The organism is Bradyrhizobium sp. ISRA436, from assembly GCF_029910015.1.
Lineage (GTDB): Bacteria > Pseudomonadota > Alphaproteobacteria > Rhizobiales > Xanthobacteraceae > Bradyrhizobium.
This window is the reverse complement of record NZ_CP094519.1, coordinates 5,750,756-5,777,344: the sequence shown is the minus strand read 5'-3', so window position 1 is coordinate 5,777,344 and position 26,589 is coordinate 5,750,756. Positions and strand designations below refer to the sequence as shown.

14 protein-coding genes and 8 pseudogenes are annotated in these 26,589 nt (G+C 58.8%); 13 read left to right on the top strand and 9 right to left on the bottom strand.

Annotation, left to right across the window (positions count from 1 at the left end; genetic code table 11):
* The first annotated feature begins 571 nt into the window (after positions 1 to 571).
* Together MTX23_RS26965 and MTX23_RS26960 are read left to right on the top strand one after the other, a co-directional pair.
* Positions 572 to 1,498 carry a TauD/TfdA family dioxygenase gene (locus MTX23_RS26965; protein WP_280973213.1) on the top strand — a complete coding sequence of 309 codons (927 nt, stop codon included), beginning with the start codon at positions 572 to 574 and terminating at the stop codon, positions 1,496 to 1,498.
* Between the two features lie 666 nt (positions 1,499 to 2,164).
* Positions 2,165 to 3,354 (top strand): annotated as a pseudogene (locus tag MTX23_RS26960) (IS3 family transposase).
* Between the two features lie 529 nt (positions 3,355 to 3,883).
* On the opposite strand, the gene MTX23_RS26955 reads toward MTX23_RS26960, so the two are convergent.
* The gene (locus MTX23_RS26955; RefSeq protein ID WP_280973212.1) at positions 3,884 to 5,239 is read right to left on the bottom strand and encodes an LLM class flavin-dependent oxidoreductase; all 1,356 of its coding nucleotides are present in this window, start codon (positions 5,237 to 5,239) and stop codon (positions 3,884 to 3,886) included.
* A 2,268-nt stretch (positions 5,240 to 7,507) separates the two neighbouring features.
* On the opposite strand from MTX23_RS26955, the gene MTX23_RS26950 reads away from it, so the two are divergent.
* Positions 7,508 to 8,242, top strand: a complete 735-nt coding sequence (locus MTX23_RS26950) for a class II aldolase/adducin family protein (RefSeq protein ID WP_280973211.1) — start codon at positions 7,508 to 7,510, stop codon at positions 8,240 to 8,242.
* A 334-nt stretch (positions 8,243 to 8,576) separates the two neighbouring features.
* A pseudogene (locus MTX23_RS26945) lies at positions 8,577 to 8,699 on the top strand (IS630 family transposase); the annotation flags it as partial.
* 41 nt (positions 8,700 to 8,740) lie between these two features.
* On the opposite strand, the pseudogene MTX23_RS26940 reads toward MTX23_RS26945, so the two are convergent.
* Positions 8,741 to 8,908, bottom strand: a pseudogene (locus tag MTX23_RS26940) (IS256 family transposase); the annotation flags it as partial.
* A gap of 528 nt (positions 8,909 to 9,436) precedes the next feature.
* Positions 9,437 to 9,538 (bottom strand): group II intron maturase-specific domain-containing protein, encoded by a 102-nt coding sequence (locus MTX23_RS26935; protein WP_348637582.1) that lies wholly within the window; start codon positions 9,536 to 9,538, stop codon positions 9,437 to 9,439.
* 746 nt (positions 9,539 to 10,284) lie between these two features.
* Here MTX23_RS26935 and tesB point away from each other — a divergent pair.
* The 5 genes from tesB to MTX23_RS26910 all read left to right on the top strand — a co-directional run bounded on the left by tesB (position 10,285) and on the right by MTX23_RS26910 (position 16,234).
* Positions 10,285 to 11,145 (top strand): acyl-CoA thioesterase II, encoded by an 861-nt coding sequence (gene tesB / locus MTX23_RS26930; protein ID WP_280978211.1) that lies wholly within the window; start codon positions 10,285 to 10,287, stop codon positions 11,143 to 11,145.
* 376 nt (positions 11,146 to 11,521) lie between these two features.
* Positions 11,522 to 12,058 (top strand): helix-turn-helix domain-containing protein, encoded by a 537-nt coding sequence (locus tag MTX23_RS26925; protein WP_348637581.1) that lies wholly within the window; start codon positions 11,522 to 11,524, stop codon positions 12,056 to 12,058.
* 481 nt (positions 12,059 to 12,539) lie between these two features.
* Positions 12,540 to 13,727, top strand: coding sequence for a pimeloyl-CoA dehydrogenase large subunit (pimC, locus tag MTX23_RS26920; RefSeq protein ID WP_280973209.1), 1,188 nt, complete (start codon positions 12,540 to 12,542; stop codon positions 13,725 to 13,727).
* Positions 13,728 to 13,856: 129 nt separating this feature from the next.
* Positions 13,857 to 14,999, top strand: a complete 1,143-nt coding sequence (gene pimD / locus MTX23_RS26915; RefSeq protein ID WP_280973208.1) for a pimeloyl-CoA dehydrogenase small subunit — start codon at positions 13,857 to 13,859, stop codon at positions 14,997 to 14,999.
* Positions 15,000 to 15,409: 410 nt separating this feature from the next.
* The gene (locus tag MTX23_RS26910) at positions 15,410 to 16,234 is read left to right on the top strand and encodes an enoyl-CoA hydratase-related protein (protein ID WP_280973207.1); all 825 of its coding nucleotides are present in this window, start codon (positions 15,410 to 15,412) and stop codon (positions 16,232 to 16,234) included.
* 284 nt (positions 16,235 to 16,518) lie between these two features.
* Here MTX23_RS26910 and MTX23_RS26905 read toward each other — a convergent pair whose 3' ends face one another.
* Together MTX23_RS26905 and MTX23_RS26900 are read right to left on the bottom strand one after the other, a co-directional pair.
* Positions 16,519 to 17,091, bottom strand: coding sequence for a UPF0149 family protein (locus tag MTX23_RS26905; RefSeq protein WP_280978210.1), 573 nt, complete (start codon positions 17,089 to 17,091; stop codon positions 16,519 to 16,521).
* Between the two features lie 84 nt (positions 17,092 to 17,175).
* Positions 17,176 to 17,389, bottom strand: a pseudogene (locus tag MTX23_RS26900) (transposase domain-containing protein); the annotation flags it as partial.
* Positions 17,390 to 17,887: 498 nt separating this feature from the next.
* On the opposite strand from MTX23_RS26900, the gene MTX23_RS26895 reads away from it, so the two are divergent.
* On the top strand, positions 17,888 to 19,024 hold the full coding sequence (locus MTX23_RS26895) for a reverse transcriptase domain-containing protein (RefSeq protein WP_280973206.1): 1,137 nt from the start codon (positions 17,888 to 17,890) through the stop codon (positions 19,022 to 19,024).
* A complete protein-coding gene (locus MTX23_RS26890) occupies positions 18,916 to 19,200 on the top strand; it encodes a group II intron maturase-specific domain-containing protein (RefSeq protein WP_280978209.1) in 285 nt (94 codons plus the stop codon). Before MTX23_RS26895 ends, MTX23_RS26890 begins: the two co-directional genes overlap by 109 nt.
* Here MTX23_RS26890 and MTX23_RS26885 read toward each other — a convergent pair.
* Positions 19,128 to 19,753, bottom strand: a pseudogene (locus MTX23_RS26885) (transposase). The gene MTX23_RS26890 and the pseudogene MTX23_RS26885 overlap by 73 nt on opposite strands.
* Before the next feature lie 42 nt (positions 19,754 to 19,795).
* On the opposite strand from MTX23_RS26885, the pseudogene MTX23_RS26880 reads away from it, so the two are divergent.
* Positions 19,796 to 20,276: pseudogene (locus tag MTX23_RS26880) on the top strand (transposase); the annotation flags it as partial.
* Positions 20,277 to 20,560: 284 nt separating this feature from the next.
* On the opposite strand, the gene MTX23_RS26875 reads toward MTX23_RS26880, so the two are convergent.
* The 3 genes and pseudogenes from MTX23_RS26875 to MTX23_RS26865 form a co-directional block, all read right to left on the bottom strand.
* A complete protein-coding gene (locus MTX23_RS26875) occupies positions 20,561 to 21,904 on the bottom strand; it encodes an MATE family efflux transporter (RefSeq protein ID WP_280973205.1) in 1,344 nt (447 codons plus the stop codon).
* Positions 21,905 to 21,921: 17 nt separating this feature from the next.
* Complete coding sequence (locus MTX23_RS26870; RefSeq protein WP_280973204.1) at positions 21,922 to 23,052, bottom strand: ATP-grasp domain-containing protein; 1,131 nt, start codon at positions 23,050 to 23,052, stop codon at positions 21,922 to 21,924.
* Positions 23,053 to 23,391: 339 nt separating this feature from the next.
* Positions 23,392 to 24,470, bottom strand: a pseudogene (locus MTX23_RS26865) (IS630 family transposase).
* A gap of 207 nt (positions 24,471 to 24,677) precedes the next feature.
* On the opposite strand from MTX23_RS26865, the pseudogene MTX23_RS26860 reads away from it, so the two are divergent.
* Positions 24,678 to 25,262: pseudogene (locus tag MTX23_RS26860) on the top strand (acyl-CoA dehydrogenase); the annotation flags it as partial.
* Between the last annotated feature and the right edge of the window lie 1,327 nt (positions 25,263 to 26,589).

The window sequence follows — 26,589 nt, the reverse complement described above, 5'->3', positions numbered from 1 at the left end:
GCAGCTGCGGCTACTTTGGCTGTGGCGGCTCGTTGCGCTTCATCCGAGCAATCGGGCGTGCCGCGTGACTTGCTTGGCGAGAACGAAACACATGTAGCTGCAGTGCCTTCTGAAAGTGGCCCGGCCGCCTTGTCGAGTTTCCGGCATCGGTGTTCTCAACCAGACATATGTCACGATAGGCGGCAGGCTTAGGGTGAAGCTAGGCGCCTCCCTTGAACCCCTGTTTGAAGAATGATGATATGTTTTGTGGCGACCTGACGACCTGGTATCGGTGCATCAGCCGGCATCAGGCGGTTTGTCGCGCGCGGTCCAATTGTAGCGTTCGCCGATCATGCGGGTGGACCCCGACACTTTTTCTGCCGGCGCGAAGCGCAATTCGCGTCCCGCGCTGACTAGGCCGGCACGACTCTTGCTATTTGAGATCCCGCCATGATGAGTGACGATGAGTGGTCGCAGACGCGCGGACGGGCGATGCTCTCCCTCGTCTTGCCGTCCGCATCTGACCTTCCTCCATTCGTGTGCACCTGAACAGCTTAGTATTCCGAAGACCCAAACTTGGGAGAGTACCACCATGAGTGAAACAGCCTTGATAAACAATGTCATTCCGCGTGCCGACGTCGTCAAATGCGTAGCGCGCATCGGCGTTGAAATCAGAAATATCAAGCTTTCGGGCGATCTCCCGGACCAGATGATCGCCGCGATCAACAGCTTGGTACTCGAGCATAAAGTAGTTTTTTTCCGCGACCAGGATCATCTCGATGACGCCGAGCAAGAGAATTTTGCTCTTCGGTTCGGAAAGCTTGCGGCGCATCCGATCCTAGGTGCGACGAAGGGAACGTCGTCGATACTCGATCTTGATTCCGCCCGCGCTGGTAACCGGGCAGATGTCTGGCATGCGGATGGGACCTTCCTTAGTGCCTATCCCAAGATTTCGCTGCTTAGAGCCGTTGTGATCCCGCCATTCGGCGGCGATACGATCTGGTCAAACACCGCGGCCGCTTATCTCGACCTGCCGCCGCCGCTGCAGCGGCTTGCCGACGAGCTCTGGGCCGTTCACAGCAACGCGATCGATCATGCCGTAATGCCCCGCGCCAGCGAGGCCGATAAGAAGCACTTTGAGGAGGTTTACACCACAACGATCTACGAGACCGAACATCCCGTCGTCCGGGTCCACCCCGAGACTGGCGAGCGGACCCTGGTGCTCGGCGATCGAGTGCAGCGTTTTGTTAGCATCCCGAAATATGACGGCCAGAGGCTGTTTGATCTGTTCCAGTCTCATATCACCGCGCCCGAAAACACCGTGCGCTGGAACTGGAAGGAGGGTGATCTCGCGATGTGGGACAATCGGGCCACGCAACACTATGCAGTTACTGATTACGGCGACCAGCATCGCGTCGTTCGCCGCGCCACCATCGATGGCGATGTGCCCATGAGCGTCGACGGCCGGTGCAGCGTGATGCGCGTCAAGGCCAAGCGGCCGCACGCGAACGTCGCCTAGCACTACAACTGGTGCGCCGGGAGACCGGCAAGGAGTAGGTGGTGGAAGTCCACTGCGATGAAGGAGTAGCGATCCACATCGGCCCCGAGCCGTGCGCAGGCGTCCGCGAGGATGCCGGCGAAGCGTCGGCAGGGGAGCGCATAGGCCAGCCATCGAGCCGCGAAAGAATGTTTTCCCGAGGGCCGACGCTGTCAACTGAGCGGAAGCCAACACGAAGGGGTGCGATATGTGAGCGCCCAGACGTCTCGGCGTGGTCGCAGACCCTGGCATGTGCAGAAGCTTCTTGTACGGGAACTGGGATCTCTCTTGGTCGGCCAGATGCCCATAGAAGCAGCCTGGTCCGCGGCGGGAAGGCGAGGAGCTGTAGCCGCCGATGAACGATCTGGCGAAGTCTGACTCCGCCATAGTAGCTATGAAGTCGCCGAACAAAGCCGGAGGTACGGTGGCGCAGGCGATGGAGCGAAGGGCAGGGACCAAGGGAAACGTGAGACAGCAAAGCACACTCCGGACACAGGGTCGGGATCGTGTGATCCAGGACCTTGATCGCGTACGGCAAGCCGCAAGGCAGAGGAAGAAGGAGCGGTTCACCGCGCTCCTCCATCTGACCTTGCCCCACGGATTTAATCCAGGTTGAAGTTCGCTCTGGCCTACGACAAGGACCAGAGCATGAAGCGCAGCCGCTTTTCGGAAGAGCAGATCATCGGGATTTTGAAGGAGCACGAGGCCGGCGTTTCGGTCGCCGATCTGTGCCGCAAGCACGGCGTCAGCGACGCCAGCATCTACAAATGGAAAGCCAAGTTCGGCGGGATGGAGGTCTCGGAGGCCAAGCGGCTGAAGGCACTGGAGGATGAGAACACGCGGCTGAAGCGGCTGCTGGCGGATGCCATGCTCGACAATGTCGCGCTGAAGGACTTGCTGGGAAAGAAATGGTGACGCCCGCAGCCAAGCGGAAAGCTGTCGCCCATCTGCGGAAAGCATTCGGGATGAGCGAACGGCGGGCGTGTAAAGCCATCGGCTGTTGCCGCATGACCATGAGATACCGGACGATCCGGACGGACGATGCCGGCCTTCGCCAACGCATGCGAGCGATCGCCCAAGAGCGCCGCCGTTTCGGCTACCGGCGCCTGCATGTTCTGCTCAAGCGGGAGGGCTATGCAATCAACCACAAGAAGCTGTTCCGGCTCTACCGGGAAGAGAAGCTCGCGGTGCGCCGCCGTGGCGGCCGCAAGCGGGCGATCGGGACCCGGGCGCCGATGACGGTGCCGCTGGCCCCGAACGACCGCTGGTCGCTCGACTTCGTCTCGGATCAGCTCACCGACGGCCGCCGCTTCCGCATCCTGACCGTGGTCGATGACTGCACCCGCGAGTGCCTGGCGCTGGTCGCCGACACCTCGCTCTCGGGCACCCGGGTGGCGCGGGAACTGGACCGGCTGGTGATCGAGCGCGGCAAGCCGACAATGGTGGTCAGCGACAACGGCAGCGAGCTGACCAGCAACGCCATCCTGACCTGGGCCGATTAGAGCCGCGTCGCATGGCATTACATCGCGCCGGGCAAGCCAATGCAGAACGCCTTCATCGAGAGCTTCAACGGCCGGCTGCGCGACGAATTGTTGAACGAGACGCTGTTCACGTCGCTGGCCCAGGCCCGCGTCGCACTCGGATGTTGGCGGGCCGATTACAATAACACACGACCGCACTCGCAGCTCGGATGGAAGACCCCGTCCGAGTTCGCCATCACCTGTCATCCGCGCCGGGATCTGGCGCTGCGCTATGCCGAAGGCTCCGCGCCAGCTCCCGTCGCTCCCACCGCCCGACCGGGCAAATCCAACAGCCAGGGCGAACTCAGGACTGGATAAAACTTGGGGGCAAGGTCACATCATATCAACACAGACACGCTCCGTATGGCTTCCTACGCGCTCCGTTTCCTTGATGCAATGCGTGAACGGTTTGAAGCATTCGCGCTGACACTCCACTCAGACAAGACCCGCCTGATTGAGTTCCGTCGCTATGCGGCGGCCAATCGCAAGGGCGCGGGCTTGGCAAACCGGAGACCTTCATGTTTTGGGCTTCATCCACATCTGCGGTAAGTCACGCCGGGGGAACTACCTGCTCGAAAGGAAGACCCGTCGCGACCCTCTGCGGACGAAGCTGCAGGGCATCGAGGTCATCGCCAAACCGACTGACCGTCAGCCCATGGCCGCCGCCCGACCGGCCAGGCCGTCACCAAAATTTAGCGATAGCTCCACCGAGTACGAGCAGCCCAGTTATGTCGCTCCCCGCGCAGAGGAGATGCGTTCAGGTTCGCGCCTTCGCCCAACGTCACGCCGTTGAGAATCCGCAACGTACAGACGATCCGGTTTGAGTGTTAGTTAAAGTTCATTTTCACTAACGCCTGCCCGCACCACCGCACGTGAATTGATTAAATGGCCGCTTTAGTCCGAGGTTCTCCCTTAATGTTTGCCCAGAATATCCGGACCTGAATTTGCCTCGTCGACGTAATTCAGGGACGACGAGCTCAACAAAATCCTTGAGTCCACCGGGAACGGTCGCCGGCAATACATTAAATCCATCAGCCGCACGTTGATCAAATGTGTCTACCATGACGTTGGCAATTTCGTCTGGTGTTCCCACAACCATCCGGTGGCCACGGCTGTCGGCCACCAAGCGAATCAGTTGTCTCCAAGTCAATTTCTGGCGAGCGGCGAGCTCGAGGAGCACCTTTTGACGACTTTGGAAAAAATTCGTCTCCGGTAAAGTCTCCGGGACGGGTGAGTCAAGGTTCACAGAACGCAGATCAGTGACAAATCCAAGCCACTGATCGGCAGTCCCAATCAAAGAATCAATGGGCGTATACGATTGTAGTCTTTGAAGCTTCTCGGAGGCTTCTTGCTTGGTTCTCCCAACGATCGGGACAATCCCCGGCATGACTAGCAACTGATCGTCCTCCCGCCCCAGTCCGCGCCCTCTCTCCTTGAGAGTTGCGTAGTAGCGTTTACCGCTCTCTAGTGATGGTTCGGCGGTGAACACGACCTCGCCGATTTCTGCAGCGAATCGCATGCCGGCGTCGGATGCGCCAGCCTGAACCAACACGGGATACCCTTGCGGCGGTCTTGCGACGTTCAGAGGGCCTCTGACTGAGAAGTAGTCCCCACTGTGATTCAGAAAATGCAGCTTCGTAGTGTCCGCGAAAATGCCACTTTGCTTGTCGCGAATGAAAGCGTCGTCTTCCCACGTGTCCCAAAGACCCCTCACGACTTCCACGAATTCTCGCGCGCGAGCATAGCGCGTGGCATAGTCCGGAAGCTTCGTTTCACCGAAATTTGGAGCTTCGAATTTCCCGGCGGAGGTGACAATGTTCCAGGCCGCACGTCCTCGCGATAGGTGATCAAGCGAGGCGAGCATACGTGCAATGTGATAGGGCTGGTGGTACGTCGTCGTCGCCGTCGCGACAAGGCCGATATATTGCGTTCTCATTGAAAGCGCCGACAAAAGTGTGATCGGCTCGAATCCATCGTTTCGGCTTGTACGAGCTATGCTTGCGTCATCTTTTTCAGATACGCTTGGACTATCGGCGCGAAATATGAAATGAAATGCCGCACTCTCGGCAAGTGCCGCCAGACGAGCGTAGTGATCGATCTCGACTCCACCACTCACTGGCACCATGGGATCGCGCCATGCACCTTCGTTATACCCCGCCTGAGCCAGGAATAGTCCGAGCTTCATTTCACCATTGCGCTCCATTGCCGTGTCTCCTTGATTGGGCTATCTCGCACCGTGTTCAGGCGGCACGTCGTGTTCACACAACGCCATGCCTCAATGCTCGACTCATGGCAACCACCTGAGCTATCGACGGTTGTGCTTCCAACACGAGGCCGCTCCAGTACACATCCTCTGGCTCGTGCTAAGCAGTTGATCCGACCGAAGCGTCCTAAACGTCACCAAGCCTGGTTCCGGGAAAGAAAGCTATCGAAGACAGATACTGCTTATCCGGACCGCGATTGGTGATCTGGCGAAAGAGTCGGTCCGGCCGCTCCTTCGAACTATTCTCTTGCGATCGAACAGGGCATGTAACTCCCCACGAACCGGGGCAGAGGTCGAGCGTCTGTCTTCTCCAGAACTGGCGCGCTCGGCGAATGCGCCGGAGAACTCGTCTTGCACTTCCACAAGGTTCGAGCAGACTTGAGCGCGCGCAGAACTTCATGCGACGAACCAGCTGTTGATCAGGGCCGCTACAGACAACATTCGTGCTATACTGAACTTCTTTCAGGTGACGTTTGACCGGCTGGACATTCACTAATCGGAAGGTGACATGCTCCTGCGGTCTCGGTCAATTACTAGCCTTGGTAGTTTACCCTGGTGAAAAGTGTTTCGCTTCGCCAGAGGATCAGCCCGGGGCTCGCGGGACAGTCCTATAGATACTCGACGGTTGGTAACAGAATTTGGAATATGTCACGCCTTCGACCGAAGCACCTAGTCGAGCGAGACGGCGGACACGAGTGACGATTTGGTAGTACCGGCAGTTTGTGGTGTTGAAACGGCGCCGTTTTAAAGCGCGTGGCCTCGCCCGCCCAATAAAGGTTCGCTCGCTTACTGTAGTAGCGTCACGGAATGCGAGCGCCACTTTGCGATGATCGTTCTCAAACGACGCAACGACGGTAAGCGTTCATTCGTTCCCCTAGTACCGGCGCTAAATCGAACGTGTGAAGCAGCCTCCGATTTGGACGGAGGCTGGATGGTACTAGACGGCAGGATGTCCATTTGGATGTCTCGTCGGTGAGTTCATAAGCCCCCTCGAGGCGCTCGAAGGTCCGAGCCGTCGGCGTGTGCGTTTCGAAGCGGAGCTGCCGCGGATCGTCACCGAGAGCAGACGTCCAGGCGTCTGAGGTGGCGCGCTAGCACGGTGCGACACGCTGGCAAATTTACGATCGGCGCCGACATGTTCGACAGCGAGGCCAATTTACCATCCCGTGATACTGTACCGTCGACGGTTCGCGCAGCTTGTTAGTAGAAAAGTCGTTGGAAGAACGTGCGTCGACGCCGTCAAGCTCGAGATTTCGGTCGGCGACGTCGCCGTGCGGACGCGTTGATTGATGTGGATCAGCTTTGGTCGTATTGCGCATGACAGTTGCCCGTCGCACTTCGTTGCGGTCGTGAGCCTTACCGGTTGGTCTGCTGGGTGGTGCTGCGCTTGCCCGAGGCCCCGCTCGCGCGCCGCCGCGGGCGATCTGCTCCTCGACGAGACGGGCGCGCGCTCAAGCGCCGCATTGCACCTATCGAGATCCTGGCCTTGGGTCACCTATAGCGAGAGCGCAACAGTTTCACCCGTCAACTACCAACGCCAGTAATTGACCCGGAGTACGGAAGCATGTCACCTTATTAGCTGATGAGCGTCGGGCCGATCGAACTTCACCTACTGGAGTTGGACATGCAGGGTCCCAAAAATCTGTTCTCGCCAACTGCCTTGTTCAAAGCTGGGGGAATGCAGAAATTTGTCACGCTCAGATCGGCTCGAATTGTAACCACTCCTTTCTCATGGAGGGGCATGACAGGCGTTCCGGCGCGTTCGCCGAGCTCTCACACCTGTCAATTGGCTGCCGCTGGGGTAAACGAAACTGCACGGAACCAAATCGTCGAAGCCGCAGAGTCGATCGAAGCACTCGTTTATGGTGATAACGGCTACGCGAATTTCGACCATGAGCATCTCTTGGCATGCGAACTCCATCATCCGCGCTCCTTGGACACAGACCGGCCTTGTCCCGAGTTAACTACTATCGCCCCCAAAAGAGACGGGCGATCGTTTCCGCAACACCCACCGGCCGGCGTCCGTGGCGAGCAATTTAGCGGGGTGGGTCGCAGACGCAAACAAACACCTAACCTGAAGCCAGACGAATCCTGCAGAGAAGGAGAGCGACAGCAGTGTCGCTAGACGTTCTATAGTGGAGAGCGCCTACGTTCTCGGCGGCGTGCAAAAGGTCGATGCTTGCATGAGGTCGGATAAGGAGACGAGATATGCGAAACGAACCCTCTCAGGAGTGGAAGATCCGCTGTGATCTAGCTGCAGCTTACCGGCTTATCGCCCATTTCGGCATGGACGATCTGATCTCTACTCATCTTTCGGCGCGCCTGCCTGGCAAGGGGCACCGTTTCCTCATCAATCCGTACGGCATGATGTTCGATGAAATCACTGCCTCTAGCCTCGCCGTTGTCGACCCCGAGAGATATATGGTCGAAGAGCAGGAAACGTCTAACATAAACAACGCTGGCTTCACGATACATTCCGCCGTGCACATGAGTCGTCATGATGCCCAGTGCGTCATGCACACGCACACTTTGGCGGGCATGGCGGTCGCGGCTCAGGAGGAAGGGTTGTTGCCGTTGAACCAAATGTCGATGATTTTTCACGGCCGCATTGCTTATCACGAGTACGAAGGCCCCGTGCTCAATCTTGACGAACGTGCGCGGCTGGTGTGCGATCTTGGCGATAAAGATGCGATGATTCTGAGGCACCACGGCTTGCTGACGGTCGGGCGCACCGTGCCCGAAGCTTTCCTCAACATGTACTGGTTGGATCGAGCCTGCCAGATACAGGTCGCGGCTACGCAAGGTGGAAGAAGGGTCGCTCTGCCGTCCAACGCTGTCGCCGCTCACACGGCTGAGCAGTCTAAGGACTACAGTAAAGGGTGGCGCCCTTGGGCAGCGCTCAAGCGCCGGCTCGATCGCATCAGCCCGAACTATGCGACCTGATGGGCCTCCATCGGCGTGGCTAGAGTGGTTCCCGACCGGATTGAATCGTTTGGGATCCCCAAATCACGCCGGTTCTGATTCAAGCTGCCTGCTGGCGAAGGAGGCCGGCAGACAGGGCGCCAGCTCTTTCGATTGATCTCCGCAAGCGTGTGGTCGCCGCGGTTGAGGGCGGCATATCGTGTCGAGAGGCTGATCGCATCCTCGCGCTGATAGCGGCCAAGCCCAACAGCACATTGGAGGAACTGAAGGCGGCGCTCGCCGCCGATGGACACACCTTCAGCGTCTCCGCATCGTCACGCTTCTTCCAGCGTCGGAAGATCACGCTCAAAAAAGGACCGTGTATGCCACTGAGCAAGAGCGGCCGGACGTCCTGAAGAAGCGAGAAGAGTGGAGCGACGGCCAGATTGGCCTCAATCCTGACAAGCTCATCTTCATTGACGAGAGTGTGCTGCAGACAGCGGAAGAGCTATCGCTAAATTTTGGTGACGGCGTGGCCGGTCAGGCGGCGGCGGTTATGGGCTGACGGTCAGTCGGTTTGGCGATGACCTCGATCCCGTCGTTGAATGTCACACCGAGAACGAGTTTTGGCAACTGGTTGTGGCCATCGAGGCGGCGCCAGCGTTTCTGCGCGCCGGTGAGCAGTTTGAAGACCATCGCGAGCGCGGTCTCTGGATGGCGCGGACACATCCCGACCTCCCTTGGCGTCGATATGCTGACGACGGACTGGTGCACTGCCGGACGGAGCGAGAAGCAGAGGCCATTAGGGCGGAGCTTCAAGCGAGGTTGGAGGTGTGCGGACTTCAGATACACCGTGTCCCTCCGTTGAGGGCCGCCTTGTTTGACGGACGCGAGCGCTGCAGGTCCTAGGGTAATCCTACGAGAAGCGCTATGACGATTTCGCGGGCAGAGGTGATCACATCGGTCGAGCGGCGGCGTCGGTGGTCGCAGGATGAAAAGGAACGGCTAGTTGCAGCATCGCTCGAGCCCGGAGCCACTGTTTGATCTGGCACGTCCTGACGACCGGGAAGGGCTACGCTTACGCGCGTTCGATTCACACCGCTCCCGTCAGGTGAACGTGGTCGTTCCGAACAACTGCCAATGTACGAACAGCTCCGCATTATTCCGAGCCAGCTTTCGCAAGAAAAGCGAGGCACCGGTTTTGTAGAGCCGGAAGCGCTTGTACTTTCACATGATTCATGCCTTCAGCTCCTGATTGACGTAGTCGACCAGAGAGAACAGCGCCGAACGGCTGAACCGGCCGTAATAGGCTATCCACCCCCGGAGGAGCGGATCGATCTGCTGGACGATCTCAGCCAGCGTCCCCGGCGTTTGCCGGGGAATGCAAGCTTCGGATCGTCGCTCGCATGGCCTTCAAGGCTGTCGCGCTGACCGCCGGGGCATGCTCAGCGCTGGGACGCCTTCGCCCGCTTCCTCGACGATGGCAGGATCTGCTTGACCACGGATGGTGTTGAGAAGTCCTTACCTTCGGTTCGTGGCAACTTTTTTTGGTTTTTCCTTCCAGGCAGCCACCATGCGTTCGTTCCAGTTGCGGGGCCATACGAAGCGAAGACAGAGCTCCTTTGGAATGGCGCCGTCGCCACACGTTTGCGGAGCCGACCGCGTTGCGCGGCACTCCGTCGTGTTCAGTAGTGCACAGTTGAACACGTGTTCGGAATCCGACCCCAACGTGTAGGTATTCCGTCTCGGCGGTGGTTTACGCCTCTTCAAGAAAGGCTCGCACACCACTTCTTGTGGCGCGCCGATTGCTTGGAGAAGGAGATGACCCGGGTACGACAAGGGTCGCAGTCCTGGAGCGAGAACTTCAATGAAGCATTCTCGCAAATCAATGCCAAGGGTAACAACATCGAGCGCGGTTCCGGCAATTGAGACTCGGCTTCGCCAGTGGCGGCGAATGATGGCAGACAAGGGCTCAAAGGCGCCGACACGGTGATTCCGGCATGGCTCGAATGAGTGGTGTCCGGGGACGAATTCATGACTATACCATCCCCTGGAATGAAACCGAAGCAATCGAACACACGCAAATGCCAAACACCGTAATAGACTTACTCGCCATCCTCGATCTCGAACCGATCAAGGTGAACCTGTTTCGTGGTAACAATCCGAAGACCGGCTCACAACGGGTGTTTGGCGGCCAAATGATCGGGCAGGCGATGGTAGCAGCATGCCGCACGGTGGAAGGCCGACTACCGCATTCGCTGCACTGCTATTTCATCCAGTCAGGCGTCCCGGAGGTGCCGATCATCTATCACGTCGAACGTCTGCGCGACGGCAGGAGCTACTCGACCCGGCGCGTCACTGCGATCCAGCATGGCGATGTTATCTTCTCGATAATGGTGTCGTTCCACGTCGAGGAAGAGGGTGCCTTCGACCACCAGGATAAGATGCCCGACGTGCTGCCGCCGGAAGAACTCACGGCAGAGAAATTGTCGGGATGGCCGATGTTTTCCGAGATTCCTGAGATTGTCCGCCGCTATTACGAACCGGATCGTCCAGTCGAATTGCGACCGGTCGAAATTGACCGTTATGTCGGTGAGAAAATCGAACATGGCCGCATTCACATCTGGATAAGGACTGCTGCGCAGCTGCCTGACGATCCAGCGCTGCACATGTGCGCGCTAGCCTACGCCTCGGACTTCTCACTGCTTGATGCGGTCATGGCGCGCTACGGCCGCACGCTGTTCGACAAGCGCATGATATCCGGCAGCCTAGATCACGCAATGTGGTTTCACCGTCCGTTCCGTGTTGACGGCTGGCTGCTCTACGCCAAGGAATCGCCGAGCGCTCAAGGTGGGCGCGGCCTCACGCGCGGCCTGATCTTCAAGCCAGACGGCACGCTGGTCGCCTCCGTCGCTCAGGAAGGCTCGGTGCGCGAGCGCCGCTGAGTCTTCAGATGCGCACTAACGCGCCGCGTTATCATGACCGCTCAAGGTGGCTATGGAAGGCATTTCGCACACGCAGGTACCGCGCAATCGTTATTCAGAGCTCAATCGACGCCGTGGCAATGAATGGCGCGTCGACGTCGGTGCGCGCAGGCGGAACGCCAGCCTGCGAAGGCGCCTCGCGTAATGCCAGAAGTGTAGTCCGGGACGCGGCTCCTACAGGCGCGGCAGAACAATTCGCTCGACTACATGGCGACTGTTGATTGCCTAGTCTAGCTGTGAACTTTCAGGAGAGGTTGTCCATTCGGACCCGACCGTGAACGCTGATGTCGCCAAACACACAGTGATTCGCGGAGGGTCCGAATGGACACTCACAAGAATGCGCCCTGTGACGCCGAAAGGTCGAGAGGCCATGGTGCAAAGCGTCGTTGAAGGAGGGCTGAGCAAGGCGGCTGCCGCGCGTCAATTCAACGTTACGCCGAAGACTGTGGCCAAGTGGGTCAAACGCTTCCGAGCAGAAGGTGTGGATGGTTTGCGGGATCGTTCCTCACGGCCCCATTCCTTGCCGAGCCAAGCCCCAGCCGCCGCGCGCGCCGCCGTGGAGGCTTTGCGCCGACAGCGCTACACGGGCAAGCAGATCGCCGCCGAAGTCGGGATCTCGCCGGCAACCGTCAGCCGCATCCTCCACCGGCTCGGGCTGAACAGGCTCAGACGCCGGGCCAAACGGCCCCCGCGACGATGGCCGCACTACTGCCTTTCGCGCAAACGACTGCTGCTGTGTGTCCGGTTTCGAACACCGTGTAGAGCTACAGTGACTTCAAGACAACGGCGGCTGCCTGCGACAGGCGAACCCTTCTTCGAGGCGGATCAGAAGCTTAATACGCTTGAATGCCGTTGGCACGGCCGTTGCAATTGAAGGACGACGCTCAGTGAGTCGAGGGCTGGATGCGTTCAAGACACGCAGGACGAACGATGCTCTTTCTTCGCTTACCAAGGATACCCATTTTTAGCAGAGAACCGCGCTCGCGGGAGCCGGCGGCGACGTTTGACGGTTGGTTGATCCGGGACAAATTCATTCGGTGAGACAAATGACGCTAACGATCTCATCGCGTAATTGTCCTCCTGCCAGAATAGGTCGACACCGAGATGGTCACAGGATCCTCGTTCGCCCAATCCTGGGTCCGGCGCTTCGCATCGGCCTGGAAATATGCCTGAAAAATAGGAGCATCGGATGTCCTCAGGAGCTCGCGCCGATATGCTTCGTCAGCTTTCCCCGATGTTGACGCAGCACGGATTGGCATCCAGGAGATGGTGTCTGCTGCCTTGGCTACTGGTTTCATGCGCCCCGAAATTACGGTCTTGATCACTTGCTAGAAATTCGTTCGGAGGAGGAGCCGATGGACCTTGCATTCACACGCGAAGAGCATGAGTTTCGGGAGGAGGTGCGGAGGTTTCTGAGCGATAACGTGCCTCCGGAAACGCGGCGCAAGCTGGTCGAGGGGCGCCACGTCTCGAAGGAGGAGATGGTCACCTGGTGGCGCATCCTCAACAAGAAGGGCTGGGGCGTCAGCCTCTGGCCCAAGGAATACGGCGGCACAGGCTGGACCTCGGTGCAACGCTACATCTTTAACGAAGAGCTGCAGATGTATCCGGCGCCGACGCCGCTCGCTTTCGGTGTGTCCATGGTCGGCCCGGTCATCTACACCTTCGGCAGCGAGGCGCAGAAGAAGTACTATCTGCCGCGCATCGCAAACGTCGACGACTGGTGGTGCCAGGGCTTTTCCGAGCCCGGCTCTGGCTCTGACCTCGCTTCGCTCAAGACCAAAGCCGAGCGCAGGTGCGACAGGTGGATCATCAACGGGCAGAAGACCTGGACCACCCTGGCCCAATATGCCGACATGATCTTCTGCCTGTGCCGTACCGATCCAGCTGCGAAAAAGCAGGCCGGCATTTCCTTCATCCTGGTGGACATGAAGAGCAAGGGCCTTACGGTGCGCCCAATTCAGACCATCGATGGCGGCCATGAGATCAACGAGGTCTTCTTCGATGACGTCGAGGCGCCCTGCGAGAACCTCGTTGGCGAGGAGAACAAGGGCTGGGATTACGCAAAGTTTCTGCTCGGGAATGAGCGCACGGGAATCGCGCGGGTCGGCGTCTCCAAGGAGCGCATACGCCGCGTCAAGGAGCTGGCCTCGAAGGTCAAGTCCGGCGGCCGTGCGGTGATCGAGGAAGTCACCTTCCGCGAGAAGCTCGCGCAGTGCGAAATCGAGCTGAAGGCGCTGGAGCTCACGCAGCTGCGCGTCGTCGCGGATGAAGACAAGCACGGCAAGGGCAAGCCTAATCCGGCCTCGTCAGTGCTCAAGATCAAGGGTTCGGAGATCCAGCAGGCAACCACCGAGTTGCTCATGGAAGTGATCGGACCGTTCGCCGCGCGCTACGACGAGCATCCCGATTCGTCGAGCGAAGCGATGGATTGGACCGCGCAAATCGCGCCGAGCTACTTCAACAACCGCAAGGTCTCGATTTATGGCGGCTCGAACGAGATCCAGCGTAACATCGTCGCCAAGGCGGTGCTCGGGCTTTGATGGCATTTCGGGACCGCGTGAGCGCGAGCCTGGAATCTCGTGCCGTAACCTCTAGATTTCGCGTCCGCGGCTTTTGCGCGTGTCCCGGAATCACGGAGGAAGAGTTAGGGGTATGAGGATACAGAGCACATGGATTTCGATTTGTCCGAAGAGCAGCGACTCTTGAAAGAGAGCGTGGAGGGTCTGTTGACCGACACCTACGATTTCGAGCAGCGCAAGAAATACATGAAGGAGAAGGGCGGCTGGAGCAAAGCGATTTGGGGCCGCTTCGCCGAGCAGGGCCTGCTCGGTCTTCCCTTCGCGGAAGCCGACGGCGGCTTTGGCGCTGGCGCGGTGGAAATCATGATCGTGATGGAGGCGTTGGGCCGCGCGTTGGTGCTGGAGCCGTATCTGGCGACCGTCGTGATCGGCGGCGGCTTTTTGCGCCATGGCGGTTCGGCCGCGCAGAAGGCGACCCACATTCCCTCGATCATTGACGGGTCCAAGACCTTTGCCTTTGCGCACCTCGAGAAGAACTCGCGCTACGACCTGAATGACGTCACCACATCGGCCAAGAAAAATGGCGATGGTTGGGTGATCGACGGCGAGAAGTTTGTCGTCATTAACGGCGAGAATGCCGATACATCGATCGTGACCGCGCGCACCAAGGGTGCACAGCGTGACAAAACTGGCATTGGAGCCTTCCTCGTGCCCGCCAACGCCAAGGGCGTCGCGAAAAGGAACTATCCGACCCAGGACGGCCTGCATGCCGCCGACATTACCCTCACCGATGTCGAGGTTGGCAGCGACGCTGCGATCGGCGGTTCCGAAAATGCGCTGCCGCTAATCCAACGCGTGGTGGACGAAGCTCGTACCGCGCTGTGCGCGGAAGCGGTCGGCGCTATGGACGAGTCGCTGAAGATCACGGTCGAGTACTTGAAGACCAGAAAACAATTCGGCGTGCCGATCGGCAGCTTCCAGAGCCTGCAGCACCGCGCCGCCGACATGTTCATGGAACTGGAGCAGGCGCGCTCGATGTCGATGTTCGCGACTATGGCCGCTGATTTCGATGACGCGCCCGAGCGCGCCAAGGCGGTCGCCGCCGCGAAGTACCAGATCGGCAAATCAGGCAAATTCATCGGCCAGCAGACAATCCAACTCCATGGCGGTATCGGCATGACCATCGAGGCCAAGATCGGTCACTATTTCAAGCGGCTGATCATGATGGAGAGCGCGTTCGGCGACAGCGCGTATCACCTGCGCAGCGTTAGCGAGGGCGGCGGGCTAATATGATCTGTATTGGTGACGCGCGGATAACCAATAGTGATCGTCATGTTCTGCCTTGTCCTGCTTCCGATAAAGTATCACCGGGACATGATTTCCAGATCCGGCGAAACGACGGCGAAGACGACGGATGCGGACATTCGCGTCTTGACCGCAAACAAGAAAGCGGATGCCCGAGCTAAGCCCCGGCATGACGATCGGGAGCGAGAACGAAGGATGGCCACTATTGACAAGTTCAAGGTAGGTCGCTTAGCCGGGGCCAGAACTGTATTGTCGCGCGCGACGGGCGCGAAGCCCCCTCTGGGGCCGCTGATTCGGCAACAACCAGAATGCCTTGGTCCGAAGGCTTGCCCAAGCTTGGCACGGCTAACGGTGAGCCGCCAGCGACCTACTCGGCAAAGCACATGGAGGAGTGAAGTATGCTGCAGAGAATGGAAGTCAATTCAGGAACAGGTGAATTGTTGGCGGAAATCCGCGACCGCGTTGCGATCGTCACGCTCAATCGACCGGAGGCGCGGAATGCCTTTTCGAATCGCCTGACCGCCGCCTTGCGCAACTTGATTAAATGCTTTGGTGATGATCCGCAAGTTGGTTCGATCCTCATCACGGGCGCGGGAACCGCCTTCTGCGCCGGCGGCGACGTAAAGAGCATGGGCCAAAGTCCGCCAAAGACCCGCGTCACTTTCGAGAAGAAAGTCGCCGAGCTGCGCGTCGAACAGCGAGCGCTGACCGGTGCGCTGGTTGCAGTGAGAAAGCCAACTGTTGCGGCTATCCCGGGGCCGGCAGCAGGCGCGGGCCTTGCGCTCGCTCTTGCCTGTGACATACGCATAGCCGCACGGTCGGCCGTTCTGACCACCGCATTTGCACGCATCGGCTTGTCCGGCGACTACGGAATCGCTTGGCTGCTGACGCGACTGGCCGGATTCTCCCGCGCACGCGAACTGATGTTTCTGTCCGAACGACTTGGCGCGCAGCGGGCGGAAGCGTTCGGTCTTGTCAATCGCGTGGTACCGGACGCGGAGTTACGCGACGCCGCTTTTTCCCTAGCGGCGTCGCTAGCAGGAGGTCCCCCAATCGCGTTCAATCTCATGAAGGACAATTTGGACCACGCCGTGACCTCCACATTATTGGAGTCGTTGGACTATGAGGCAGAGAACGTACTCAGGACAGAGCAAACGCTTGATCACAAGGAGGGCGTGCGCGCGTTTACGGAGAAGAGAAAGCCCGTTTTCAGGGGACACTAGCGTCGGCCCGCCGCCGGTGCGCTCCGGGGTAATGCCGCCCGGCGATGTGATCGAACGAAGTTGTGCGAAAGAATCATAGGCGCCACTCATTCCCAAAAGTTTTCCTTCTTCAGTCGCGGGTTCGGAGGGCGAGCCGGTTAAGTATTGCAGTGCTCACCACAGCTTCTTAAGGGTTCTGCGGACCTATTGTCGGTTGACCCGACCGACGCGCTGGCTGTTTCGTGGTTGGGAAGGCGAGCGGTCGCTTGAGCCCACGGTGCTGACCGCCGCCTGCCGCTTAGCTCTCACTCCAGCTGGCCTAAGCAAGCAGGTGATGGCGCACACGCTGCTGCATCTCGACGACGTCCGGAATGTCGAGCGTTGCGCAGGAATTCCTCGGTCTCGCGTCCCTTTCGTGGTGGCCCAAGCAGTGGACGCTCTTGATCGTCGACGCACTGCAGCAGGATGGGCAGGAGCACGCCGTGGTGTATGTTGCTAATGTCGAGCAGCGGGGCCCAGGCCGATAGTCTCAGCCGCATGGCGGCATAGAATCCCTGGCACCACGGCCGCGCATCAACGTCGCCATTCGGCTTGCGGCGATGGATCGGCGCGAACCGATGTGGTGCGGTGGAAAGAACGGTACTGATGCCGTAGTGGCGCAGCGCGACAGCCGAAATCGCGGCGAACTCTGGCATGCCGCCATGGTTGAATGCGTCGGCATCGATGGCGAGTAGCGGACAGATCCAGTCCGGCGCACTCATTGACACCGGCCCGGCCACGATTGCGGCGACATAGTCGTCGAGCATGGGAAGACTCGTGGCGAGGGGATGCTGCTTGGCGCGAGCCGGCAGCCATGGCTCAAGTTCGTCGAGCGGCATCGCGACTGACGCCCATCGATGATGAAGATGATGATGAACGGCGGCGGCGGCTCTTGCGGCCACTCGTGCGCTGAGCTCGCGGGCCGCCTTCCAGTTCCGGGCGAGAAGTTCGTGCAGCTGGTGACTCCTGGTCTGACCGGAGACGATGCGCTCCAGTACATCGGCCAGATAAGCCTGCGGATCGAGTTCGTGGAGCTTTGCCGTGTTGACCAGCGAGGCAAGGATTGCCCAGCCCGCTAAACTATGAGTTCCGCCTTCCCATCGCAATCGGGCGCATTGAACGCTCGACCGTATTGGAATGTGTGCCTTGGCGCACTGTTCTCCCTGGTGGAAGTCCAGGCCGGCAAACTCTCGCTCCAGCCGGAAGTACTCGGAGCGGGTCAGGAGGCGACGAATGGCCTGAAGCACTCTGAGAAAAGGCTCCTTTTGGGGGGCCATCGGTCCGCGCGGGCCGCAACTTGCGAGTGAACACTAAGCAGGCTCCGAAAGCGTCATCGTGGGAGCCGACCCGCCACTCTAACGGGGAAGGCCGGCGTCCTGGGGGAAGCGAGCGAGAAAAGCACCCCAGGATCCCACCGGGGTAGTGGTGGCAGCACGCGCGGGACATGGACAGTGGGCAACAAGGGAAGTCTGCCGTCGATGAAGGATGACGAATCCGGACAACGACGAACCCGTGAGGGCCAGCGTCGGTGGCGGCAGATGGCGGATGGGTCCGTAATACCTATGACAACGCCGGAAGAGGGAAGGGGCCCTGACTTGTCTCAAGCGAGAACGAAGGAGAGCACGGCGATTGACGATGAGTCTAGCAACACCGGATATACGCGTTCAGAAGCTGCAGAGCTCGCTACAGGCGAAAGCTAAGACCGAACCGACATACCGCTTCTACTCTTTGTGGGACAAAATCTGCCGACCGGATGTCATGGAAGAAGCTTACCAAAGGTGCCGCGAAAACGACGGCTCTCCTGGGGTGGACGGCATAACGTTCGAACAGATCGAAGTAGAGGGACAGCAGCAATGGTTGGAAAGTGTCAGACAGGAGCTGAAGGACGGCACTTACCGTCCCAAGCCCCTTCTGAGAGTATGGATACCAAAGAGCAATGGCGGACGCCGACCACTCGGAATCCCTTGCATTCATGACAGAATCGTTATGATGGCAACGGTCTTAGTGATCGGTCCCATCTTCGACGCGGACCTGCTGGACAACCAGTACGGATTCCGTCCGAAGCTAAACGCCAAGATGGCCGTGCGCCGCGTGTTCTGGCACATCAAGGACCGGGGACGGAGCGAGGTATTTACGCGACTACTTCACGTCGATTCCACACGGGCCGCTGATGCGATGCCTGACACGGCGGATCTCCGACGGACGACTTCTCTCGACCATCAAAAGCTGGTTGACGGCTCCGGTGGCCGAACGGAGCGGAAGGCGGACGATACGGACGGCAGACGCGCGCGAAAATTTAAGAAAGGGACCCCGCAAGGGTCTCCTCTGAGTCCGTTGCTGGCGAACATTTACTTCCGACGCTTTCTGCTGGTCTGGCGCGACCACGGGCACCAGGAACAACTCGATGCCCACGTCTTCAACTATGCCGACGATCTCGTGATCTGCTGCCGTCCCGGACAAGCCGAGATGGCGATGAAGCGAATGACGGTACTGGTGAATAGGCTCGGGTTGGAGGTGAACGAGACCAAGACCGCATCGCACGGTTGCCGAAGGAGCGATTCACGTTCCTCGGCTACACAATCGGGCGGTTCTACCGAAAGGGCGGACAAGCCTTCATCGGCACGCGTCCGTCCAAGAAAGCGGTCTCGAGATTGCTCCGACGAATCCACGAACGCACGACGCCACAGTGGTACCCGGACACACCGGAGAACAGCGTCATCAGCCGCCTTCTTCGCGGCTGGTGCGGCTACTTCGACCAAGGAGCTGTCATGAAGACTTATGACTTCATCAGGCAATACGTCGATTGGCGTCTGCGGCACTGGTTAATGCGACGAGCCGGAGGACGTGGCAGGGGCTTCGAGCAGTATCCGCAGGATTACCTGCACGATACGCTCAAACTCTTCCGCATCCCGAGCCGTCGTACTGACCGATCGAGCGCGAAGGTCTGATGAGACAAGTGAAAGCCGGGTGCGGGAAATCTGCATGCCCGGTTTGACGAGCGACGACCGGAAACGGAATTATGGTGCGAACTGCGACACCGGCGAAGGCGAAAGCCGCCAGAAACAGTCAAGCCTCGCGACCTACGGTCACCGCGCCAGTCGTCGACTCTACCGACCTCGACGCGGCCATTATCAAGGAAGCGGGTCAGCTCATCCCAGTGGTTGAGCGCATAGTTGATGGCCTCCGCCAGCTTCGACTGGGAGAAAACTTGGTCGAGTACCGAGGTCAGGCGCGCCTTCCCATCAGCGGTGCGGTCCTGGTATGGCGGGCAGCAAGCCGCTGTTTGGCGCTCAAGCCGCGGATCTCGGCCTTGATGGTGTAGACCGCTTGCAGGCGCTCGATCACTTCGTGAGCGAATGGCGACTGCATAGTCTTGTACACCTCGACGAATTTGCGTCGGGCGTGGGCGAGACAAAAAGCCAGCCGGATCGCCCCACCATGACCGCGGGCAAGCGCTTTGTAGGCGGCATAGCCGATGGAGTGGACGCCCCCCGACGGCATCGACTGTGATGTGGGTGTTTCAACCGAGCAAGGAGGGCATCCGTGGACGAGGTTAGCATCATTGGTTTGGATTTGGCCAAGAACATATTCCAGCTCCATGGTGCAGGGCAGGATGGGAGGACCGTTCTGCGCAAGAAGCTCAACCGCAGCAGATTGCTTGAGTTTTTCGCCAAGTTCCCAAGGTGCGTGGTCGCGATGGAGGCCTGCGCCAGCGCCCATTATTGGGGACGGGAGATCGGTAAATTCGGCCACGATGTCCGGCTGATCCATCCCTCCTATGTGAAACCCTTCGTTAAGCGTCAGATGAACGATGCAGCGGATACCGAAGCGATCGCCGAAGCCGCGTCCCGACCAACGATGCGCTTTGTCGGCGTCAAGAGCGCCGAGAAGCAAGCCTCTTCCATGGCATTCAAGGTTCGCGATCTATTAGTTCGACAGCGCACACAGGTGATCAATGCTTTGCGGACATTTTGCGGAATTTGGTTTGATCGTGGCTCAGGGCGTGAGACATATCCCCCGATTGGATGAGCTCCTGGCAACATATCCGGACCTGCCCGATCTGGCCCGCGGCCTTTGCCAGAATCTCTTGAAGCATGTGGAATCCCTGTCGGAGCAGATAGCAGAGGTGGAGAAAGGACTACGGTTGCGCAAGTGCCTCGGCGTGACATTCTGTTAGTTACCGCCATGGCAATGCACCGCACTCCATGAGTTGGCGCTATACGAGGTCGTCCGCCGGCGCCCACCTGTTAACGACGGCTGATTAGCTATCTATCCGCGGATTGCTACCGCCCAGATCGTCGCAGCTGGTCACTCCGGGAAATCGGTTCGGACACGGCGACACATGACGGATAGTAGGCTTATCCCCCGCACGAGCAAAAAAATGTGATATGCGGCCCAGAGGCCGTGATTGCCAAACATTTTTTGGAATGCGAACAAGGCAGTGATATAGGCCGCGAAGGAGATGAGCATCACGTTGCGCATGTCACGCGACCAGGTGGCGCCGACGAAGACACCATTCATCTGGATGGCCAGCACGCCGCTCAGTGCAATGAAGATCGCCCAAGGAAGATATAAAATTGCCTCTGCACGCACGTCCGGCGCCTTTGTTATTGCGCCTACGAGATGTTCGCCGAGCGTGAAGACTAGGAGACTAGTAAGGCCCGCGACCGCAAATCCCCAGGCCGCGGTAAGTCTGACAGCACGAAAAACGGCCGTCTTATCACCGGCGCCAATGGCGCGCCCGACGAGCTGCTCTGCTGCGATCGCGAACGAGCCGATGACGTACTCTGCGAATAGCACAAAGTTCATCAGCACTGCGTTGGCGGCCACGATCAATGTGCCAAGCTGCGCGCTTTGCCGCGTGAAAATGATGTATGCTGCCATTAGCACGGAGGTGCGGATCATGATGTCGCGGTTGAGGTGGAACATCCACCTCACGGCCGCGCCGTCGAAGGCATGCTGGAGCGATATTCTGGGCATTGCGCGGAATCGTCTAAGGAGGACGGCCATGCTGGCAATCATGGTGACGACTTCGGCGCACGTCGTTCCCCAGGCGACTCCTGCAATACCCCAGCCAAGGCACGCGCCTAAAAAGGTTGATAACGCGATATTCACTCCATTGAGGAGCAGTTGCCGGAAAAGTGCGACTCCTGCTTCGCCACGCCCGACGAAATAGCCGATAATTGCATGGTTGATGAGCGCCACAGGCGCCGAGATAAGGCGAATGCGGATGTAAATGTCCATCGCCGCGGTCAGGGTCGCTTCCGCGTTCATGAACCATTCGCAAATTGCGGCAATCAGCGGTGCAATCAGCACCAGAGCTACGCCGGAGAGCGCGGCAACGAGAAGTGCACGCAAGAAGACCGCTCGCTCTTCCAGGGCATCGCCTCTCCCAAAACAGCGGGCGACAAGGCCGGATGTACCAGTGCGTAGAAAGTTGAAGGACACAATGATGACGTCGAGAACCGCGGCTCCGGCTAGGAAACCGCCAAACAAAGCGGCATCGCCAAATTGGCCGACTACAGTCGCCTCGACAAGGCGGACCAGCGGCGTTGTGATGGACGCGAGCATCATGGGAATAGCGATCGCAAGTACCTGGCGATTGGTAACCGAGAATGAATTAGAGCTGAGGATCGGCGCTTTGTGCTCCACGTCGCCTCCTTACTGGATCAGCGCACCGCTTTGATTGCCGGCAATGTTGCGCGGAGCCCTTGGACCAATTGTGCAAAATTGCAATGAAGGGAGGCTAGTTTGTTGTTCCCTGGTTTACCCTGGGTTGGAAATGGCCGCCAATCGATGGAGTCTGCGGCACATTGGAGTATCGCCTTGGTCCGACCAAGGTCAGGCGAAGGGGCGATAATATATCCGATCTTGTCTCGGTAATCGCCCGTCCTGACGATCGGCGACTTGGGCTCAATAGAAAACTTGATCTCTGTGACACCTAGTGCGGCAGCCGCCCGGTTGTCGCTACTAATTGCAGCGCGGATTTCATCGCGATTAGGGATCGGAATCCGTGCGCCCGCAGTATCCGAACGACTTCTGCGCAAGTTGCATTTCTCCCCGATGATAAGTTTGATGTGCTCGGTGATAAGATCGATACCGTAAGCCAGCTTGATCAGTAAGTGGTTGGGCGTGCCAGCTAGACGCAGATCGAGTCCGATCACGACGGGGCCAAGGTTTGTCCACCGTAGATCGATGTTCGTTGGTCCCCGGACAACATCGAGGTCTTGCGAGCAACTTAGCGAAACGTGAACGATACGCCTATGCTTGTCATCAGTCAGCACGATACGATAGATATACTCACGACAGATGAAATGCGGTCGACAGCCGAAGTCAACGGCGCCAATCCCGATAACCTCATTTCCTATTATTTCCACGCTATAGTGACGACCTTCTGCGAATTCGTCGACCAGCATCCTTGGGGAAGACCGCCATATGCACTTTTCGTGCAACAGATAGGTTGTATGCTCGGCCAACTTGTCGGCGTCGGGGCACAATCGGACACCGCTGCTGCCAAAGCCTGCAGCAGGCTTAACAATCACCGGCAGGCCGATCCCCCCAGCATAGCTTTCTACCTTCGTCGCGTTCGTTGCTCGGCGATAGGCAGGTACTGGGACGTCGGCTTCCGCGAGAAACTGACATTGTGCGAATTTGTTGCGGGACACTTCAATCGCTGCGGGTTTTGGTCGCGGGAGATCGAAGTGGCGACAAAGTTTGCCGACCGTTGCATATACAGACTCCTGGGCGCTGGTAATGCCAACAATATCGGAGGTCGGACTTAACCTGGAACATTTGTGCATCATCGCATCAATATTATCTGTGTCGACACGGGTTGCTTCGCAGCCTCCCTACCGCAAGGTAGTCATACAGGGCCGGTCAGCCGACAGGACAATAGGGTACGGACCGAGACGCTGGGCGCGTCGACGTACGACCGACCATTACTTGTACCTTAATGAATGATGCCTCTTGGTGACATTGACTGGCGACTCCGTCGACGTTGGATGCAGTGCTGCGTACAGACGGCAGCGGCATCCGCAATCGACACGGCTTCGGACAACAAAGCTATCGGCGAATACCTTGCGACGCTACCACCATCCTCGATAGGTACCCGTGACGATGTTGATGACTTATACCAATCCTCAAATTGATCGACCGATATAGGCCCAATCGCGGAGCGCGATTGACATGATCTTCCACGGCTGATCGATGAGAGTGTTCCAAGCGTAACAGCAGTGATCGCCGATGTTGTCATGGGATTTGAAGACGCGGTTTGACAGCCAATTTTGGCGCATGAACTGCCAGATATTCTCCTGGCTGTTCAGCTCGGGCGAACGCGGCGGCAACGGCATCAGCGATGTTGTGCGGGATCTTCAGCTCCTTCGCTCCGTGCCAGCCGGCCTGATCGAGAATGACGATGGCGTGGGCGCCAGGGCTGACCTTGCTTGCGATCTCGTTGAGATGAAGCTGCATGGCCTCGCTGTTGCAGAGGGGCAGAACCAGTGCCGCGCCGGTTCCGAGCTCCGGGCACACGGCACCGAACAGGTAGGTCGATTGCGTGCGCTGGTCGTGAGCCGCCCGCGGCCGCGCTCCCTTTCTAGCCCAGCGATAGGTGAGCTTGTTCTTCTGCCCCACCCGCATCTCATCCTGAAACCACACCTCTACCGGGGTGTCCGGCAGCAAGGCTGCTGCGGATTTCCTCCACGCGAGCGTGGAAGTTTTTTAGATGCCTCGATCGCCTCGGGATCCTGCTTGTACGCTCTCGGCCGGGCGCTGACGTGTGAGAAGCCGAGGTCCTTGAGGGCTCGATAGACCGTATCGTCTGACACCGAGATGCCGAACTCCTCATGCAGCCGCATGATCAGGTCACAGGCCCGTCAGCGCACCACGCCCGCACCACGCCATGGATGGGCGGGGTCGGCCCTTCGTCCACGATCCGCGCCAGAAACGCCCGGTGCTCCGTGTTGAGCTTCGCCGGCGCGCCTGGCGCGGGAACATTGATCAGACCATCGGGCCCTTGCTTGTTGAATCGGATCACCCAGTCACGAAGCGTCTGCCGGTCCATCCCGCCAACCTTGGCGGCCTCCGCCCGCGATGCGCCATCGAGCACCGCAGCGATCGCCAGAAGGCGCCGGACCTGATCGCTGTCCTTCGACCGCCGCGCGAGCCGGCGAAGCTCAACCGCTGAAAAATCCGTTCGAACCGCAATCGGCTGGCCCATGGCAACTTCCTCCAGTTGCCATGTTGAATCATCGATCCTCTGATTTGGGAATGCCCGTCGTGAGTCAGCACCTCAGCGGATTGGCTGAGGCGCCGAACCGAATGGATCTCCCTTGTTCACGTTGATGCCGTGGTTGCATGCCGACGGCACGACCCCCGGGGCATCATAGGCACTCGCTCTGGCGCGGCCTGGGCTTCCTCCCCCAATCAGTCGCTGATCCCAGCGCCCTTAGACATGCCCGGCATCAGGACAGAAGAAATGCCGCCCGTCTTTTGGGTGTGACGATTCGCCCAACGGCCACGAACAGGTGCTGCTTCAGAATGTCCACGATCCTGCGAGCAATTTGTTGCTGGGGCAGGGAGGAGGTTTGAGATCACGGAGGGCTGGTCCGGCCCGAGTTGCATTCATCACTGCATGCGCATCATAAGCAGGGCCAAAATGGGGCTACAGAAGATGGTCAAGCGGCTCAATTCGCGCGTCGCTGGAAGATCGTCCGGCAATTGGTATGGGAATTGCCGACGCTCGCATCGACATCGAAATGAACAGGTGCTTGTGGCTGAAAGCCTCGGGAATGATGTATATGGTAAGCAACAAGACGGCACGCTGCATAGCGCTGAAGACTATCGACCAGGCGATCCAGGCCTTTGGTGGCGCTGGCGTCTCCGGCGAGGCGGGCCTGGGTTACACGTCGGCGGCGGCACGATGCGTCTGGCGGATGGCTCCGACGAAGTGCACTATCGCGGCAATGCCAGACATGAACTCCGAAGTATGAGGAACTCTCCGGTGACCTAAAAAAGAGAGCCCCGCGGTTGTCGTTTGCAGCGCGCGGCGGTTTGCGCTGACTGCGGCGATCGTCTCGCTGCTCGTCCTTGTCCTCGGCGGCGACACACGGACGAGGAGAGGAGGAGCTTTTGGCACGAGGCCGTCGAGCGGAGTGCCATCGCTTCAACGAGGTGATTTGATACCTGGATGCAGGAGCATGTCGAGGGCGCTGTCAGCCCCTCGTGCTGTAGTTCAAGTGCGGATTCAAACCCGATCCACTTACGTAATGCGCCGCAGCCTTCCCAAAACCTTTGTTGTCGGCGGTTGAGGTCGAGCGACGCAAGTTTCGTGTCATCTCGGCTGCACCAGCCGACGCGATCCCAGGGTCGGTGACCCAGGTACTGGATGGCATTGACAATGCTGCTTGTTCATATCGCTGGCTGATAGCAAGGGCGGCTAATAGGGAGCTGCGGACAAGCGCTCGCGGCTTCTGCCGCATCCCCTCATTCCCGATAGAAACGATCGTATAGCTGTCCACGAGGCCACCGCTGGCCAGCCATCTTCTGATATTATCAGCGAACAGCCACGAGGGATGGTATGATGACGCCGTCTCACATGGCAGTTCGCGGCGACAATGGTTCCAGATCAACTGAGGACTGCTCATTGTCGCTCGCAACGTCTCGATCTGTCGTTGTTTGATTCGGCGTTCAGCATCTGGGCTGCGTTCTGATTTTCAATGCGCAAACGTGTGACGCGCTCGACGTTGCCTTGTAAATGTTCCGACTATCTCTGCAGCGAGAGAGATTCCTGATTTCATCCCTGGCAGTAAGATCGCTCGGGCGACCGCAATAGGTGTCTCTCCCGCAAGGTGAGCATTTGGAAGCGGCCAAATTCCGTCTTGCTAAAAGGCGAAATTCGTACTCCGAGGCAGGCTGTTTGTCCCTGTCAGACGAGTCGCCCGTGGCGCAGCAGCTATGCTTGCAAGATTGTCGGGATAGAGTCGTCCAGGCGAAGCAGGTGAGCTGGTGCGGAACCCGCAAGTCAATGACGTTCGTGTTCGAAAATGTTCTGCGAGAATAGGCCGAGTCAAAATTGTCAAAGTCGACAAAGGCGCCGCGCCGGGCATGGCGCAAGACTTGCTTCCGACAGGACTGGGCCACCTGCATTTTGGAGATGTGCGGACTTGTGCAGCATCGATATCGAATCCGGAAACCGAATCGGAGTGCAAGGAGCTTGTGTGACACTGAGGAGAGGCCGAACTATCTACACGAATTTCGTCGATCGCGATTTCGACGGGATCAGAGTGGCGTCCGAAGGTGAAGGTCATATGCAAATTGACGGAGGGTGAACCTCCATT

Coding starts and splice junctions, on each gene's coding strand:
- MTX23_RS26965 (WP_280973213.1), top strand. CDS start 572: ATGAGTGAAACAGCCTTGATAAACAATGTCATTCCGCGTGCCGACGTC.
- MTX23_RS26955 (WP_280973212.1), bottom strand. CDS start 5,239: ATGGAGCGCAATGGTGAAATGAAGCTCGGACTATTCCTGGCTCAGGCG.
- MTX23_RS26950 (WP_280973211.1), top strand. CDS start 7,508: ATGCGAAACGAACCCTCTCAGGAGTGGAAGATCCGCTGTGATCTAGCT.
- tesB (WP_280978211.1), top strand. CDS start 10,285: ATGCCAAACACCGTAATAGACTTACTCGCCATCCTCGATCTCGAACCG.
- MTX23_RS26925 (WP_348637581.1), top strand. CDS start 11,522: ATGCGCCCTGTGACGCCGAAAGGTCGAGAGGCCATGGTGCAAAGCGTC.
- pimC (WP_280973209.1), top strand. CDS start 12,540: ATGGACCTTGCATTCACACGCGAAGAGCATGAGTTTCGGGAGGAGGTG.
- pimD (WP_280973208.1), top strand. CDS start 13,857: ATGGATTTCGATTTGTCCGAAGAGCAGCGACTCTTGAAAGAGAGCGTG.
- MTX23_RS26910 (WP_280973207.1), top strand. CDS start 15,410: ATGCTGCAGAGAATGGAAGTCAATTCAGGAACAGGTGAATTGTTGGCG.
- MTX23_RS26905 (WP_280978210.1), bottom strand. CDS start 17,091: ATGCCGCTCGACGAACTTGAGCCATGGCTGCCGGCTCGCGCCAAGCAG.
- MTX23_RS26895 (WP_280973206.1), top strand. CDS start 17,888: ATGAGTCTAGCAACACCGGATATACGCGTTCAGAAGCTGCAGAGCTCG.
- MTX23_RS26870 (WP_280973204.1), bottom strand. CDS start 23,052: ATGCACAAATGTTCCAGGTTAAGTCCGACCTCCGATATTGTTGGCATT.